17 protein-coding genes are annotated in these 13932 nt (G+C 31.3%); 7 read left to right on the top strand and 10 right to left on the bottom strand.

Annotated elements, in window-relative coordinates; translation table 11 throughout:
- Positions 1-262 precede the first annotated feature (262 nt).
- Genes FWJ34_RS13110 through FWJ34_RS13100 form a run of 3 tightly spaced genes read left to right on the top strand, consistent with a single transcriptional unit; the run spans position 263 to position 2514 of the window.
- Positions 263-817: an RNA 2'-phosphotransferase gene (locus tag FWJ34_RS13110; RefSeq protein ID WP_308255773.1), complete on the top strand. Its 555-nt coding sequence runs from the start codon at positions 263-265 to the stop codon at positions 815-817.
- A 54-nt stretch (positions 818-871) separates the two neighbouring features.
- Positions 872-1624, top strand: coding sequence for a metal ABC transporter ATP-binding protein (locus FWJ34_RS13105; protein WP_308255772.1), 753 nt, complete (start codon positions 872-874; stop codon positions 1622-1624).
- A gap of 35 nt (positions 1625-1659) precedes the next feature.
- Positions 1660-2514 carry a metal ABC transporter permease gene (locus FWJ34_RS13100; protein ID WP_308255771.1) on the top strand — a complete coding sequence of 285 codons (855 nt, stop codon included), beginning with the start codon at positions 1660-1662 and terminating at the stop codon, positions 2512-2514.
- 17 nt (positions 2515-2531) lie between these two features.
- Here FWJ34_RS13100 and FWJ34_RS13095 read toward each other — a convergent pair whose 3' ends face one another.
- The 7 genes from FWJ34_RS13095 to FWJ34_RS13065 form a co-directional block, all read right to left on the bottom strand.
- Positions 2532-3080 (bottom strand): hypothetical protein, encoded by a 549-nt coding sequence (locus tag FWJ34_RS13095; protein ID WP_308255770.1) that lies wholly within the window; start codon positions 3078-3080, stop codon positions 2532-2534.
- A 71-nt stretch (positions 3081-3151) separates the two neighbouring features.
- Positions 3152-3382 carry a sulfur carrier protein ThiS gene (gene thiS / locus FWJ34_RS13090; RefSeq protein ID WP_308255774.1) on the bottom strand — a complete coding sequence of 77 codons (231 nt, stop codon included), beginning with the start codon at positions 3380-3382 and terminating at the stop codon, positions 3152-3154.
- 14 nt (positions 3383-3396) lie between these two features.
- Positions 3397-4206, bottom strand: a complete 810-nt coding sequence (gene proC / locus FWJ34_RS13085; RefSeq protein ID WP_308255769.1) for a pyrroline-5-carboxylate reductase — start codon at positions 4204-4206, stop codon at positions 3397-3399.
- Positions 4207-4283: 77 nt separating this feature from the next.
- Complete coding sequence (locus FWJ34_RS13080) at positions 4284-5498, bottom strand: ATP phosphoribosyltransferase regulatory subunit (protein ID WP_308255768.1); 1215 nt, start codon at positions 5496-5498, stop codon at positions 4284-4286.
- A 47-nt stretch (positions 5499-5545) separates the two neighbouring features.
- Complete coding sequence (locus FWJ34_RS13075) at positions 5546-6586, bottom strand: DnaJ domain-containing protein (protein ID WP_308255767.1); 1041 nt, start codon at positions 6584-6586, stop codon at positions 5546-5548.
- Positions 6587-6666: 80 nt separating this feature from the next.
- Positions 6667-6879 (bottom strand): DUF2839 domain-containing protein, encoded by a 213-nt coding sequence (locus FWJ34_RS13070; protein ID WP_308255766.1) that lies wholly within the window; start codon positions 6877-6879, stop codon positions 6667-6669.
- Positions 6880-6941: 62 nt separating this feature from the next.
- The gene (locus tag FWJ34_RS13065) at positions 6942-8417 is read right to left on the bottom strand and encodes a leucyl aminopeptidase (RefSeq protein WP_308255765.1); all 1476 of its coding nucleotides are present in this window, start codon (positions 8415-8417) and stop codon (positions 6942-6944) included.
- Positions 8418-8645: 228 nt separating this feature from the next.
- On the opposite strand from FWJ34_RS13065, the gene FWJ34_RS13060 reads away from it, so the two are divergent.
- Positions 8646-9581 carry a DUF2887 domain-containing protein gene (locus tag FWJ34_RS13060; protein ID WP_308255764.1) on the top strand — a complete coding sequence of 312 codons (936 nt, stop codon included), beginning with the start codon at positions 8646-8648 and terminating at the stop codon, positions 9579-9581.
- 128 nt (positions 9582-9709) lie between these two features.
- On the opposite strand, the gene FWJ34_RS13055 is transcribed toward FWJ34_RS13060, so the two are convergent.
- A complete protein-coding gene (locus FWJ34_RS13055; protein WP_308255763.1) occupies positions 9710-10153 on the bottom strand; it encodes a PPC domain-containing protein in 444 nt (147 codons plus the stop codon).
- Between the two features lie 89 nt (positions 10154-10242).
- Positions 10243-11043 carry a hypothetical protein gene (locus FWJ34_RS13050; RefSeq protein WP_308255762.1) on the bottom strand — a complete coding sequence of 267 codons (801 nt, stop codon included), beginning with the start codon at positions 11041-11043 and terminating at the stop codon, positions 10243-10245.
- Between the two features lie 189 nt (positions 11044-11232).
- Between FWJ34_RS13050 and FWJ34_RS13045 the strand changes: the two genes are divergently transcribed.
- From FWJ34_RS13045 to FWJ34_RS13035, 3 genes are all read left to right on the top strand, one after another.
- Positions 11233-11655: a BlaI/MecI/CopY family transcriptional regulator gene (locus tag FWJ34_RS13045; protein ID WP_308255761.1), complete on the top strand. Its 423-nt coding sequence runs from the start codon at positions 11233-11235 to the stop codon at positions 11653-11655.
- A gap of 1 nt (position 11656) precedes the next feature.
- A complete protein-coding gene (locus FWJ34_RS13040) occupies positions 11657-12508 on the top strand; it encodes a M56 family metallopeptidase (RefSeq protein WP_308255760.1) in 852 nt (283 codons plus the stop codon).
- A 79-nt stretch (positions 12509-12587) separates the two neighbouring features.
- Positions 12588-13109: an alpha/beta hydrolase gene (locus FWJ34_RS13035; RefSeq protein WP_308255759.1), complete on the top strand. Its 522-nt coding sequence runs from the start codon at positions 12588-12590 to the stop codon at positions 13107-13109.
- A 380-nt stretch (positions 13110-13489) separates the two neighbouring features.
- Here FWJ34_RS13035 and FWJ34_RS13030 read toward each other — a convergent pair whose 3' ends face one another.
- Positions 13490-13615: a hypothetical protein gene (locus tag FWJ34_RS13030; RefSeq protein ID WP_308255758.1), complete on the bottom strand. Its 126-nt coding sequence runs from the start codon at positions 13613-13615 to the stop codon at positions 13490-13492.
- Between the last annotated feature and the right edge of the window lie 317 nt (positions 13616-13932).

Below are 13932 nucleotides of genomic sequence, written 5' to 3'. Positions count from 1 at the left end.
TACCATTCCTTGTAAACGTTTATGTGTTAATGAGGAACAAAGTTTAGAAGAAAATGACGAAGAAGATTCCATCGTAGAAATTCAAAAAGAAAGGAATAAAACTTCAGAAATAGAGCCTATCGTAGCTTGAATTTAATTAAATTATAATCATTCGCTTATTATTATTATTTTAATATACTTTATTTGAAATAAATAATTAATCTAAAAAATACTATTTAAAATAAAATTTTTGGGGAAATTTCCCCTTTGTTTGTCTAAGAAAATGACTAAACATACTAATAAATTAATAAAAATAAGTAAATTTTTAAGTAAATATTTAAGACATACGCCTTTTGAAATTGGATTAAATATAGATAATCAAGGTTGGGTTAACATTGATGAATTATTATTTATCTGTGAGAAAAATGATTTTCCCATAACAAAATTAGAATTAATAGAAGTCGTCAAGTCTAATGAAAAAAAAAGATTTAGTTTTGATGAAACAGGAACAAAAATTAGAGCCAATCAAGGACATAGTATTAAGATTGACTTGAATTTAATTCCAAAAACTCCCCCTCTTATTCTTTATCATGGTACAACAAGACAATTTGTTAATTCTATTCTTGATCAAGGTTTATTAAAAATGTCTCGTCATCATGTACATTTATCAACAGATTTAGAAACGGCCAAAAAAGTAGGACAAAGAAAAGGAGAACCAATTATATTGATCATTAATAGTCAATTAATGCAGAAAAATGGTTTTATTTTTTATTGTTCTGATAATGAAGTTTGGTTGGTAGATTTTGTACCTAGGGAATATTTAACTATCTTTTCATAATCTTTTCATTTTTGCTATAATAATTCTATATCCACCCTTAGGGTTTATAGATTTATGACTAATTCTGATTGTCTCAAGGTTGAAAATTTAACTGTCAATTATCGTCAAGTTGAGGCTTTAAGAAATATAACTTTTCATGTTGCACCAAAACGGGTTACAGGAATTATTGGTCCTAATGGCGCGGGAAAAAGTACTATGATTAAAGCGATGTTAGGCTTGATCCCTTATCAATTTGGCTCAATTCTTTTCCATAGTCAACCTCTTATTCAACAACGGCAATATATTGCTTATGTGCCACAGCGATCGCAAATTGATTGGACTTATCCGGCTACGGTATGGGATGTTGTGATGATGGGTAGAGTCAAAAAAACTGGATGGTTAAAGCCGTTTTCCGTGATGAGCCGTGTTATTGCTAAAAATACTTTAGAAAAAGTAGGAATGTCTGATTTTTGCCATCGCCCCATAGGAGAATTATCCGGAGGGCAACAACAAAGAGTCTTTTTAGCTAGATCTTTAGCACAAGAAGCTGATATATTCTTTTTTGATGAACCTTTTGCAGGAGTAGATCAAAAAACAGAGGCAATCATTTTTAATATTTTTCGAGAATTAGCCAATCAAGGTAAAATTGTGGTAGTAGTAAATCATGATTTAGGGGAGTCTATTAATAATTTTGACGATCTGATTTTACTCAATAAAACTTTAATTGCTTGGGGAAATAAAGAAGAAGTTTTACAAGAAGAAAATTTATATAATGCCTATAGTGGGAAAGTCTCTTTTTTCTCCCATAATTCCAAATTCGTTGCTTGAGAAAATCTTATACTTAATTCAATTATTATTAAATAATGCTAAATGTTTTAATTGAACCATTACAATATGGTTTTATGCAAAGATCTTTATTCATGGCTATCGTTGTTGGTATCATTTGTGCAGTGGTTGGCAGTTATTTAATGGTACAAAGATTAGCTTTATTAGGCGATGCTATTAGTCATTCTGTTTTACCCGGATTAGCCATCGCTTTTATCTTAGATATTAATATTTTTATCGGTGCTTTTATCGCTGGATTAATTAGTACTGTTTGTATTAATATTATTAGAAATAACTCAAAAATTAAAGAAGATGCGGCTATGGGTATTGTTTTTTCTGCTTTTTTTGCTTTAGGAATAACCTTAATTACCGTAGTTCAAAAAGAGAATAAAATTGACTTAAATCATTTCCTTTTTGGTAATATTTTAGGGGTTAGTTTCTCAGAAGTAAGAGATACTCTTTTCATCGCCTCGTTTGTTTTATTAATTGTCTTCTTTTTTTACAAAGAATTATTATTTTATACCTTTGACAAATTAGGTGCAGAATCTGTCGGTTTACCCGTTAATTTACTCGATACAGGGTTAATGATTTTAATTGGTTTAACCATTGTTGCTAGTTTAAAAGCTGTGGGAGTTATTTTGGTTTTATCATTATTAATTACTCCACCTTCTACCGCTTATTTATTAGTAAATCGTTTAAATCAAGTTATGTTAGTCGGTGTTTTTGTAGGCGTTATTTCTAGTATTAGCGGAATGTATTTAAGTTATTATTTTAATTTACCTTCAGGACCTGCTATTGTGTTAGTTGCAACTACTTTATTTATTTTAAGTTTTTTATTTAGTCCAAGTCAAGGTTTAATTACTGGTTATTTTCGCTTAAAATTTAACCAATAAAATCTTTTTTTGACAATTTAAGGAGATATGTTAAGTTTAAGAGTTTTTGCCAATTGTGTTAGTAAATATAATTGTTGATTCGGATTTAAAGTAAAAGTTACTTCTAATTTTGCGTCATTATTTCTCAACAGAATAAGATGATTTTTCTCGTCAGCATTACTAACTATTTCTACTTCTTTTAAGGAGATAGTTTGATATTGAATTGTCTGTATAGTAAAACGAATAACAGTATTAGATTGAGATTGTAGATAAATGTCTAATTGTTGATTATTAGTATCTAATTCTATTTTTTTTGCGGTGTAACCAAATTCTTTTTCTTCATCTTTTTTCTTTCCATAGACTGTTATGCCTCTTATCTGTGGAGATTCCAGTATAAATTCTTCGTCAAATCTCTGGAGTTTCCAATCAATATCATTAAGATTCCCTGTTTCTGGAATTAATCTTTGAGCTAATTTTACCTTAATTTTATCTAAATTTGACCACCATTGGCTGATAAATTGTAAATTATTGACGTTATCATTATTAATAGTGTCGCTATTTTTTTCCCAAGTTATTATCTTGCTCATTTTTTTTGTTACTTTTTTTATTGTTCAATATTTTTTCAATTTTTTCCGCTTTATTCCTAATTTCTAATTAATTAGCCTCCGCCGACAATTGTCACTACTTCTAGGCGATCGCCATTTTTAATCATAGTAGTTTCCCAATATTGTCTGTGTAAAATTTCACCATTATATTCTAAGGCGATAAGACGAGAATTAAAACCGAGAGAAGTTAAGAGTAAAGGTAAAGATAAATTATCATCACAGGTATGAGATTCACCATTAATGGTAATTGTAACACTTCTTTTATTCTTAAAAAGTTTAAAAATTATTTCAAAGTCTATTAACTATTTCCTAATTCTTGAGATTTTTTATAAGCAGTAGTTACAGCAGAAATAATTGCACTACGAAAGCCATATTTTTCTAATTGTGCTACTCCTGCTATAGTTGTACCACCCGGACTTGTAACTTGATCTTTTAATAAAGCTGGGTGTAAATTCTCTTGTTTGACTAATTGTGCAGTACCTAAAACTGTTTGTGTTGCTAATTCTAAAGCGATCGCTCGAGGTAAACCAGAAGCTACCCCACCATCAGCTAAAGCCTCAATCATCAAAGCGACAAAGGCAGGACCAGATCCAGACAACCCAGTTACAGCATCCATTAAATATTCTGGTACTTCAATCACAGAGCCGATGGCAGCAAAAATAGAGAGCGTAACCTTTAATTGAGACTCAGAAACGAAGTTATTAGGGCTAACAGCCGTCATTCCTTCTCCTACAATGGCGGGGGTATTAGGCATCACCCTAACGATGGGAAAATCAGCAAATCCTTGGGTTAATTTAGCTAAAGAAACACCGGCTAAAATTGAGATAATTAAGGGCTTTTTTAGGCCCAAATTTAAAGTTAAATCGGTGATAACTGTAGAGAAAATTTGCGGTTTAATCGCTAAAATTATTATTTCAGAATTGTCTAAAATTTCTTGATTTTTTTCTGTGGTAATAACGGAGTATTTTTCTTGCAAAAACTGACGACGATCAACCGAAGGTTCACTTATAAAAACTTGTGAAGGAGTATAAATATTGTTTTTAATTAAGCGAGAAATAATCGCTTCTGCCATTACGCAACCGCCAATAACACCTAGTTTAAAAGACATTTTATAATAAAGAATAAATAATGAACAATAAAAAGCTAATTAAAGGTAAAGAATACTTTTTCAGTTAACCCTAATTATTATAGATTTTCTATGTTAATAGTACCATTTTCACTAATCCATGCTAAGGATAAAATCCCTTCATTTTTAGCATAATTTTTGATTTCTTCTGGTGTACGAGATTCTAAATCAATTTCTACTTTGACAATTTTTTCGCTATTTTTTCTGAGTTTTTGGGCATAATTGAAAGCCTGTTTAACCGCAGAAGATGATTCTGGAATCACAAGCCAATCACTGGGAGGAGTTATTTTTGGTAAATTTGGACTATTTAATAGACAACTATGTAAATCTTCAATATTAAAAGAAAAACCGATACCTGGATAAATTTGCTTTTGGGGATGATAAAGACTTAAAAGTTGATTATAACGTCCGCCTTGTCCTAAAACATAAGATTTATTTTCAGTTATACTCACCGCTTCAAATACAATTCCTGTATAATAATTAAAAGTTTGAATTAAACTCAAATCTAAAGTTATCGGTAAAATTTTTTCACTGTTATAATTAACTAATTCGATTAATGATTGAAGATGATTAACTGATTTTTTACCGTTGTCATCTAACTCTAACTTAGTTACTTTTTCTAAAACTTCTAAAGGATTTCCTCTTAAATCAAATACTAATAAAGCTCTATTTTTTAACTCTGATTCTAAAGGTAAATTTTCTAAAGTAACTCTATCTAAATTAGCGATACAATTTAAAATATCTGACTGTAAATGATCAGGAAAAACCGTTAATAAAGAACGAGTTAAACCTGCATCCCCCAACAGTAATTGCCAAGATTCTACTCCTAAATATTCTAAACAATCAGTTAATAATAAGAGAGTTTCGGCATCAGCTAAAACGCCATCGGTAAATAATAACTCGACACCAGCTTGATAAAATTCTAATTGTCGTCCATGATGTCCTTGAGGAGGATTACGAAAAACATTGGCACGATAACAAAGTCGTTGAATAGTTTTCGTTGTCAGTCGATTAACCGCCGCCCGTGCAATAGAAGCAGTTAATTCTGGGCGTAATCCTAACCGCCCTTCACCAATATTTTGTAGTTGGATTACTGTTGATGGTTGAATTGCCCCTCCTGCCATAAGAGTATCAACCCATTCAATGGTAGATGTAACAATTCTTTTATATCCCCAACGTTGAAAAACTTCCTGTAAACGATCATTTATCCAACTTTTTTGTGCTACTTCTAAGGGTAATAAATCTCTTGCTCCTGCTGGTGCTTGGTGAATCATACTCTGATGGTGATTAGGTTATTTTTCACTGGTTATCTAGGTTGATCCTACCATAAAGGAATACCAAAAATTTTTGGTGCTTCTTTTTTACCGTCTTTTTTAACATCTTTTGATTTATCTTTCGATTTCTCAGGAGATTTAACAGCTTTAGCATCTTTTCCCGATTTTACAGGTGCTTTACTCCCCCCAGATTTATCTTTTTTCTCCGTGTCTTTTAATTCTTGCTGGGCTTGTTTAGCGATGGGATTATTTCCATCTAGTACCATAGCTTTGTTAATATGGATACGACCGTAAGTAAGATTATTTTGTTTGACATACATAGAACCGAGTAAAGCATGGGCAGTACTACTATTGGAGTCAATTTTTACTGCTTCTCGTAAATCAATAATACCTTGTTCATAATTACCATTTTCTGCGTGTTGTTTTGCACTATTAATTAATTTATCTAAACGAGACACCGTTGGCTTTTTAGGCGTTTCATTTTGAATGGAATTATTAAGATTAGGTTCAGAAGTATTAATATTACCTGAAGATTGAGAAATGCTACCTTCCCCAATACTGATTTCTGATTGACGAGAAACTCCCATTACTTTATTATACTCAATATTTTTCTCTGACATTAAATAAACCATATTTAGCTCACTCATTAAAGCTATTTTAATATGTACTTTTTCTAAGTCTTGATATTGTTCAGGAGCTAATTTTTCAATTAATTCATGATAAAGTTTATTAGTATTTTTTTCTTCTTGTAAAAGTTTTTTGGCACTTTCACTTCCAATTGTAATTTTATAAGATTCAGTTGCTAATCTTCGCCCAATTTCTGACATAATCAATTCAGATTCTTTCTTCAATTTTTCTTTAGATAAATTCTCATAGGCGGGATTAACTAACTTAGAAAGAATACTACTAGCTCTTTGTTTTTCTGCTTCTGTTTTTGCTTGGTTGGTATCAGGATGGAGTTGATAAGCAATTTTTAAATAACGTAGGCGAATGTCTTTTACATTAGCATCAATAGGTACTCCTAAAATAGCATAATAATCTTTAACATCGTATTTGAATAAACCATGTTTAAGATCAGAAATCATCATAATATTGCTCCTATAATTATTGAAAATTAACTATTAATAATAAAGTAAAAAAATAATTTCAGATCCTAAATTTAATGAAATTAATTGACATTCCACCACCCAAAAGCTGGACCGATAAATCTAATTATTACCCATGTACCTGTTAATAACCCAATGCCTATCCATGCACCACGAGTAGTTAATTTATAAGCGTCATCCGCTTGTTTTTTTGTCAACGGCAACCACGAGACAAAACGTTCTTCTTTACCGTATTGTTCTCCTAATGTTTCTTTTCTTCTTTTCGATTCACCCATGTTTTTTTGTAAGTAATAATAAAAAAATTTAATTGTAATTCCTAATTCCTTATTTCTAATTCTTAATCATTTAACGCCCAATTTACAAGAGTTCGTACCGCAAAACCAGTACCACCTTCGTTATCTATAGCAGTGGGTTTTTCTGCCCATACTGGTCCTGCAATGTCTAAGTGTACCCAAGGAGTATCTTTAACAAATTGTTGTAAAAATAAAGCCGCCGTAATTGAGCCTCCGGCACGACTCCCCGTATTTTTCATGTCGGCGATCGATGACTTCATCTGGTCAAAATATTTACTTTCTAAAGGCATTTGCCAGAATTTTTCTCCTGCGGTTTGCGCACAAGTTTGTAATTGGGTAGCTAACAGATTATCTGTTGTCCATAATCCGGCGATGTCATTGCCTAATGCTACAATACAAGCTCCCGTTAAAGTAGCTAAATCTACTATAGCATCTACTCCCAATTTATCAGCATAAACTAAGGCATCTGCTAAAGTTAAACGCCCTTCAGCATCGGTGTTATTAACTTCGATAGTTTTGCCATTAGATGCAGTTAAAATATCCCCAGGGTGCATTGCTTTACCACTAATCATATTTTCTGTCACGGCACTGATAAAGTGAATCTCTACATTAGGTTTTAACTGTGCTATAGACTTAGCCGCCCCAAAAGTAGCAGCAGCACCTCCCATATCCATTTTCATGGTTTCAATACCACTACCGCTAACTTTTAAGTTTAAACCCCCTGAATCGAAGGTTAAACCTTTACCGACAATCGCTAATTTACGTTTAGGAGTGCCTTGAGGTTTATAGACAAGATGGAGGAATTTTGGCGGTAAATCCGAGGCTTTGGCTACCCCTAAAAATGCTCCCATACCTAATCTTTCGCAGTCTTCTTGTTCTAAAATAGTTAACTCTAAACCGTATTCTGTGGCTATTTGTTCAACTGTTTCCGTCATGGTTATGGGATTAATGGCGTTGGCAGGGGCGTTGACTAATTCTCGGGCTAAAATGACTCCTGATGTGATTTTTTTTGCAGTGTCAATTGCTTTATTATCAGCGGGTAAGTCTAATAATTCGATAGTTTCAATCCTGATTTTAGTGTCTTCTGGATCAGATTTAAAACGTTTATCTTCATGTAAAGCTAGAATAACTCCTTCACTAATGACTTGGGCTAGTATCTCATTTTCATAGTCATTGCTGTTAAGAGCGATAGCTAATGTCTTGATTTTAGCTTGTTTAGCCACTCTAGCGATACTTCCTCCAGCCCGACGAAAAGAATCTAAGGTTAAATCTTCTAGTTTTCCTAAACCGACTAAAATAATTTTGCGTAAAGAGTTTTTGCCACCTACACGGGCGATGGCAGTAGTACCAACTTTACCAGTAAATTCAGTTTCATTAATTAATTCGCTAATGGTATCACCTAATTTTTGATCTAATTGTTTTAATTCTTCACTAAGTTCGACATTATCCGCTAAAAAACCTAAAGCTAAAGCGCCACCACTCCAATCTAATTTACTAATATTACTAATTTTTATTTCCATTGTCTAATCAAAATAATGTGATTATTTTTTGTTATATGTCTTAATTTTACTAATTTTTGGTAACTTTTCCTGTTTTTGTGAGTCTTTTCTTTAGCTATAAAAACTTACTCTCGTTATGGATTTAATAATTTTAGGCATAAAATCTCTTAAATTAGAATTAAATCTCAACGATATTTACCAACAAGTTAAATTTGAGTAATATGAGTAAGGAAATGTCACAGTAATTTTATGAAAACCGACAAATTATTTTATAGTCTTTTTCTGTCTCAACCTTCATTAATCAACGAATTAATACCAACAATTCCTGCCGATTGCGAATTTAGTTACAGTGCACCAGTAATTAAAGATACAGAATTTCGTTTAGATGGACTATTAACGCCATTATCGGATAATCCCAATTTACCATTAATCTTTTTAGAAGCCCAAATGCAAAAAGATACAAAATTTTATGGTCGATATTTTGCAGAAACTTTCTTGTACCTTTATCAATATGAGGTAAAAAGACCTTGGAATGGGTTACTAATTCTACAAAATCGCAGTAATGATTTAGGTTCAGATATTCCCTATGAAACCCTCTTAAATAGTAACATAACAAGATTATACTTAGAAGATTTATTGTCCTTACAAGATTTGAGTCCCAATTTAGCTTTATTAAAGTTAATAGTAGTGCAAGAATCTGAAGCTGTAAATTTAGCTCAATCAGTTTTAAATAGTACCTCAACAGAACAAGAATTTCAGAGACGATTAAATTTGATCGAAGCTATACTAGATAGCAAATTCCCCCAATTAAGCAATGAGGAGATATTAACTATGTTAGATTTAAAAACTGCAAAGATGCCTTCAGAACCTCGATTATATAAGGAAGTAGTGAGATTCTGGAAAGAACAAGGCTTACAAGAAGGCTTACAAGAAGGTCGTCAAGAAGGCTTACAAGAAGGTCGTCAAGAAGGCTTACAAGAAGGTCGTCAAGAAGGCTTACAAGAAGGTGAAATTCAATTACTGATTCGACAGTTAACTCGTCGTTGTGGTACTTTATCTGATGAAGTACAAGGTAAAATTCGGACTCTCTCTATTTTAGAATTAGAATCTTTAGGAGAAGCCTTATTAGATTTTCAGGGGATAATTGACTTAGAAAATTGGTTTAACGAAAATAACAAAAACTAATCTCAGACTTGATGGAGGACAAATCAATTTATTGATCTCGTAATATCAAAAAGTGCGATCAAAATCCTTAAATTAAATTAAGAACAATATTAGCAGACGTTATGGATGAAGGATTACCCGATAACGTCTCATTTAATAGGTTTTAAGTGGGTGAGTTTTAAAATAAAGTTACCATTCCCCGTTGCACCAAAAGCTTTTACCCTAATGAAATATTTTCCTGTCTCAACAATGCGCGTAAATAAAAGAGAATTACTTTCACTATCAGGACTATCATCATTTTCTGCTATAGTTGAACCATCTTCACTGATCAACATCACAACTGTATCAAAATCATCAGAGGTTAAATCTATGGCAATTTGATCTCCTTTTTGAAGATTGATGACATAATCTCTAGCAAAACCCCCTTCTCCAGTGGGAATATCATTAGTGGTGAGTTTATCTGTAATGGGTTGATTTTCTTGTATTGGTATGGGATTATATATTTTTGATTGGGCAAAAGCTGATAAAGTTAATAAATGAGAAGGAATGGTGAGGAAACAGGCATAACAAAAAACAAGATTAATTTTATTCATTATTGAGTAAATGTTGAGTATAAACAACCTTTATTTTAATTGTATTAATTTTTGGGAAAATAACTGATGACTTATTAATTATTACTTAGTTAAAAATCCCAGTCATCATCTTCATCAAAATCATTATAAATTTCTTTGTCTTTATTCTCAGAAGCAGGAGCAATAATTCTATAAGGTGCATCATATACTCTTTCTTGATAATTTTGATTAGGATTCTTCGGTGATGATTGTTTTTTTTGATTAGGTTTAAATGTAGATGATTTGGGCTTAATTTCAGTTTTTTCTCCTGATTGATAAGAATAAATAGAGGCTTCTCTAGGTTTTAAAAAGGTTTCTAAAGGTATATCTTCTGATACAGGAGTATTCAATTCTTTTTCCAGTATGATGTCAGGAGTAGTTATTAATTCTTTTTCTAATGGTGTATTTAGATCAATGTTATTTGAATAATTTACTTGTTTTTTTTCCTCTAAAATTTGATTATCTTTCTCTATATTTTCTGGAATATCATCAAAATCTAAATCATTATCAAACTCATTAAATTGATTATTTTTTTTAATATTTTCATTAGACATCGGCGGTTGATAAACTGCTTTTTTTTCTGTGATAGGTTTAGCTGTAAATGATGGTGGTGAAGGAGGAGGATTATTAGATATATTGTTAGAAGAAAATGATTGATTTGACTTTGTTTTTGGAATGAGATTATTACTTAAAATTTGAATTATTAAACTTGATAACATTCCCATAAATAATGCAAATAAAAGCCATAAAGATAAAGGTAAACTCAGAGAATTAAATCCTAAAAATACTAATGATATAGGTTGTAAATTTTGAATAAATAATAAGATAATTATTATAACAATAATAAAAAATATTAAGGTTTTAAATCCCATTTTCATTTACTCCTATGTTTGAAAATTAACAATTTATTTCCTTGAATCAAATTCATATTTTTAATATACTTTCAGTAATTTATTACTTTTTATTTTTACCTGATAATGATTGTTAAGCTATAAATAATTTTTAATTTTGAAAAGAGGTGATAAAATTACATAATAATCAATTATAATCTTATAACATAAATGTCTTTTTTACCTAAATATCGACCTGAAAAATTATCCTTAGGGTTTTTAGAACAAGAAGTCTTAGAAATTATTTGGGATTTAGGTTCTGCTAGTGCCAAGGATGTTCATGAAAGAATTTTAGCAGATCCTGAGCGAGAATTAGCTTATGCTTCAGTTATGACGGTTTTACAACGATTGACAAAGAAGGGTTGGTTAAAATATGTGAAGAAAAGTCGTGCTTTTTACTGGTATCCTCTCATTTCCCGTGAACAAGCACAAGCGATTCAATCCTATGAACAATTAAATAATTTTTTGGCAGTTAGTAACCCTGATGTGGTAGCTTCTTTTGCTGATAGTTTAGATACCGCTAGTGTACAACAAATTCAAGCTATTGCTGATCGTTTAAGTCAAATTCGTCAACAAAGGGAGGAGAATAATTAAAATGCACTTTATCTTTATTTTTTCTGCTTTATTTATTGCTTATAGTATTCGATTAATTAGTCAACTAAAAGGGATCAAATATCAAAAAAATTGGGGTTTATCTTTATTTTTATTTGGTTTTCCTCCTTTACTTTTATTGATGACTTGTGTTACGGTTTTTTTCATGGGTTATCATGGAGAAATGTGGGGGATAAAAGCTAGTAAATTTAGTTATTATTTATCAGTATCTTTTTTAGTTTTTGCTTTATTTACCTTAATTAAAATAACATGGGATCTGCAAAAATTATTCTTATTAATCAGAAAATATCCTTTACAAAATATCGGCGGAAAAAACATTAAAATTTTACAAACTTCTTTTCCCTATGCTGCTCAAGTAGGCTTTTGGCGATCGCAATTGGTAATGAGTAGCGGACTAATAAAACTGCTATCTAAAGAACATTTAAATGCCGTAATTGCCCATGAATCTGCTCACGAAATTCATAAAGATACCTTCTTTTTCTTTTGGTTATCCTATTTAGAAAGATTAACGTTTTGGCTACCAAATAACGAAAATTTGTGGAGTAATTTACTTCTTTTAAGAGAATTAAGAGCTGATAATACCGCAGCGAAAACTGTAGATTATTTATTAATTGCTGAGGCATTATTAACCGTCACCACAGCCACTATCAATGCACCAAAACCATTAACATTTAACTTAGAATGCCCTTTTACTAATTGTCGTTTAGAGGAAAGAATCGAAAATTTATTAGATAATTCCTTTCGTTATTCTAAATTTAATTGGCAAGAAATACTTTGGTTAATTTTAATCTTTATTCCTTGGATATTTTTCCCTTTTCATAATCCTTGTTCATAATTGATATTTTCTGATGAACTTTTAAAATTAATCTACGTCTAAGGAACTAACGTTAAAATTAATTTTATTTTAGTATATTATGTCTGCACCAACTCGTTATTTTTTAATTATTCCCACTCTAATTACCTTAATTTTGAATCCTTTTGCTCCAGCTATCGCTTCTGATACCATTGTTTTAAAATATAGTATGTTGCGGCAGTCTATTCCGGTTGCTGATTTAAGTATTTTTTGTGAGACAGGAGAGACTTCTTCAGCTTTAAGTTATTTTTTGAGGTTAGCAAACCAAAAACCGGAAAATGTCAAAAATACTCTTTGTCGAAAAATTCCAGTGAATGGAGTTATGTTGTCAAAAATGTTGAATAGCCCTTTTGGTGAGTTTATTTTAGATGGTTTTTCCGAAGTGATTACTACTCCTACAGAGAAAGCCAGTCGAGAATCTTTACGAGGTGCGGTGGTAACATCAGCATTAGAAAATAACGATGTTAGTATTATGGAGGTAGCCGAAAATTATCCTACCACAGAAGTTCATCTTAACGGCGATCGCTTAATGGAAATTTACAAAAAAATAGAAGGAATTTTAGGTAGTATTCCTTTATTATAGTAAATTATAAAAGGTGTTAGGTTTTAGGTATTAGGCATTAGGTTAAATACGGAAGAATTAAGGTTTTGGGGGATAGTATAATAAAGAATATATCAAAAATAAAATAAAGAAATGCGGAGTTTTTGATGAAACAAGAGGTTTAAACCCCTTGCTAAAAGTGTGAAATTTTGATCAATTTCTGATGAATTCAGCACGGCAGGTGATTATTTAAAACCTAATACCTAACAACTAATACCTAATACCTTTAATGTCCACTATTTTGCTTTGCGTAACGTCAGTTATATAAGAAAAAGGCTTCTGGACTAGGGAGGCGATCGCACAGCACAACTTCGGGATCGCCCCTTCAAAATTCTTTTAATCTGAATCTAATTCTCTTAAAATTAGTTTTCTTTAAGCTCTAAAAAAGCCTTTAAACTTCTCTCTTTAATGCTCTCCTCAACTATGGGAAAAGTGCTTAAAATATGCTTAAATTCCACCTCATTTAAACCATATAAATGGGCTACCATACCATCAACTTCAGCGCGTAAAATTTCCCTTTCTTCCTTATCCGTTACTCCGTTTTGATGACTTTCTAAACCAATTTCTTGAGCTAATTCATCATATTCAGGAGAAGTACAAATTAACTTACCTGCCTTTTCTACTATGTCTTGAAAGTATAAATCACCCTCTGTTAATCTTGGTATTGGTGTTTGATAAATATAGAACCTATTTGATATTTACATCTGTAACCGAAATAACAAAAGGTTTTGATGAGATTAAAGCATTTATTCTCAAATCATTACTATGTAATTCTTCTAAAAAAGATACCAAATGGGTTCTATAA

It is taken from the genome of Geminocystis sp. GBBB08, assembly GCF_016743215.1.
In the GTDB taxonomy this organism is placed as follows: domain Bacteria; phylum Cyanobacteriota; class Cyanobacteriia; order Cyanobacteriales; family Cyanobacteriaceae; genus Geminocystis.
This window is presented reverse-complemented; position numbering and strand designations above follow the sequence as displayed.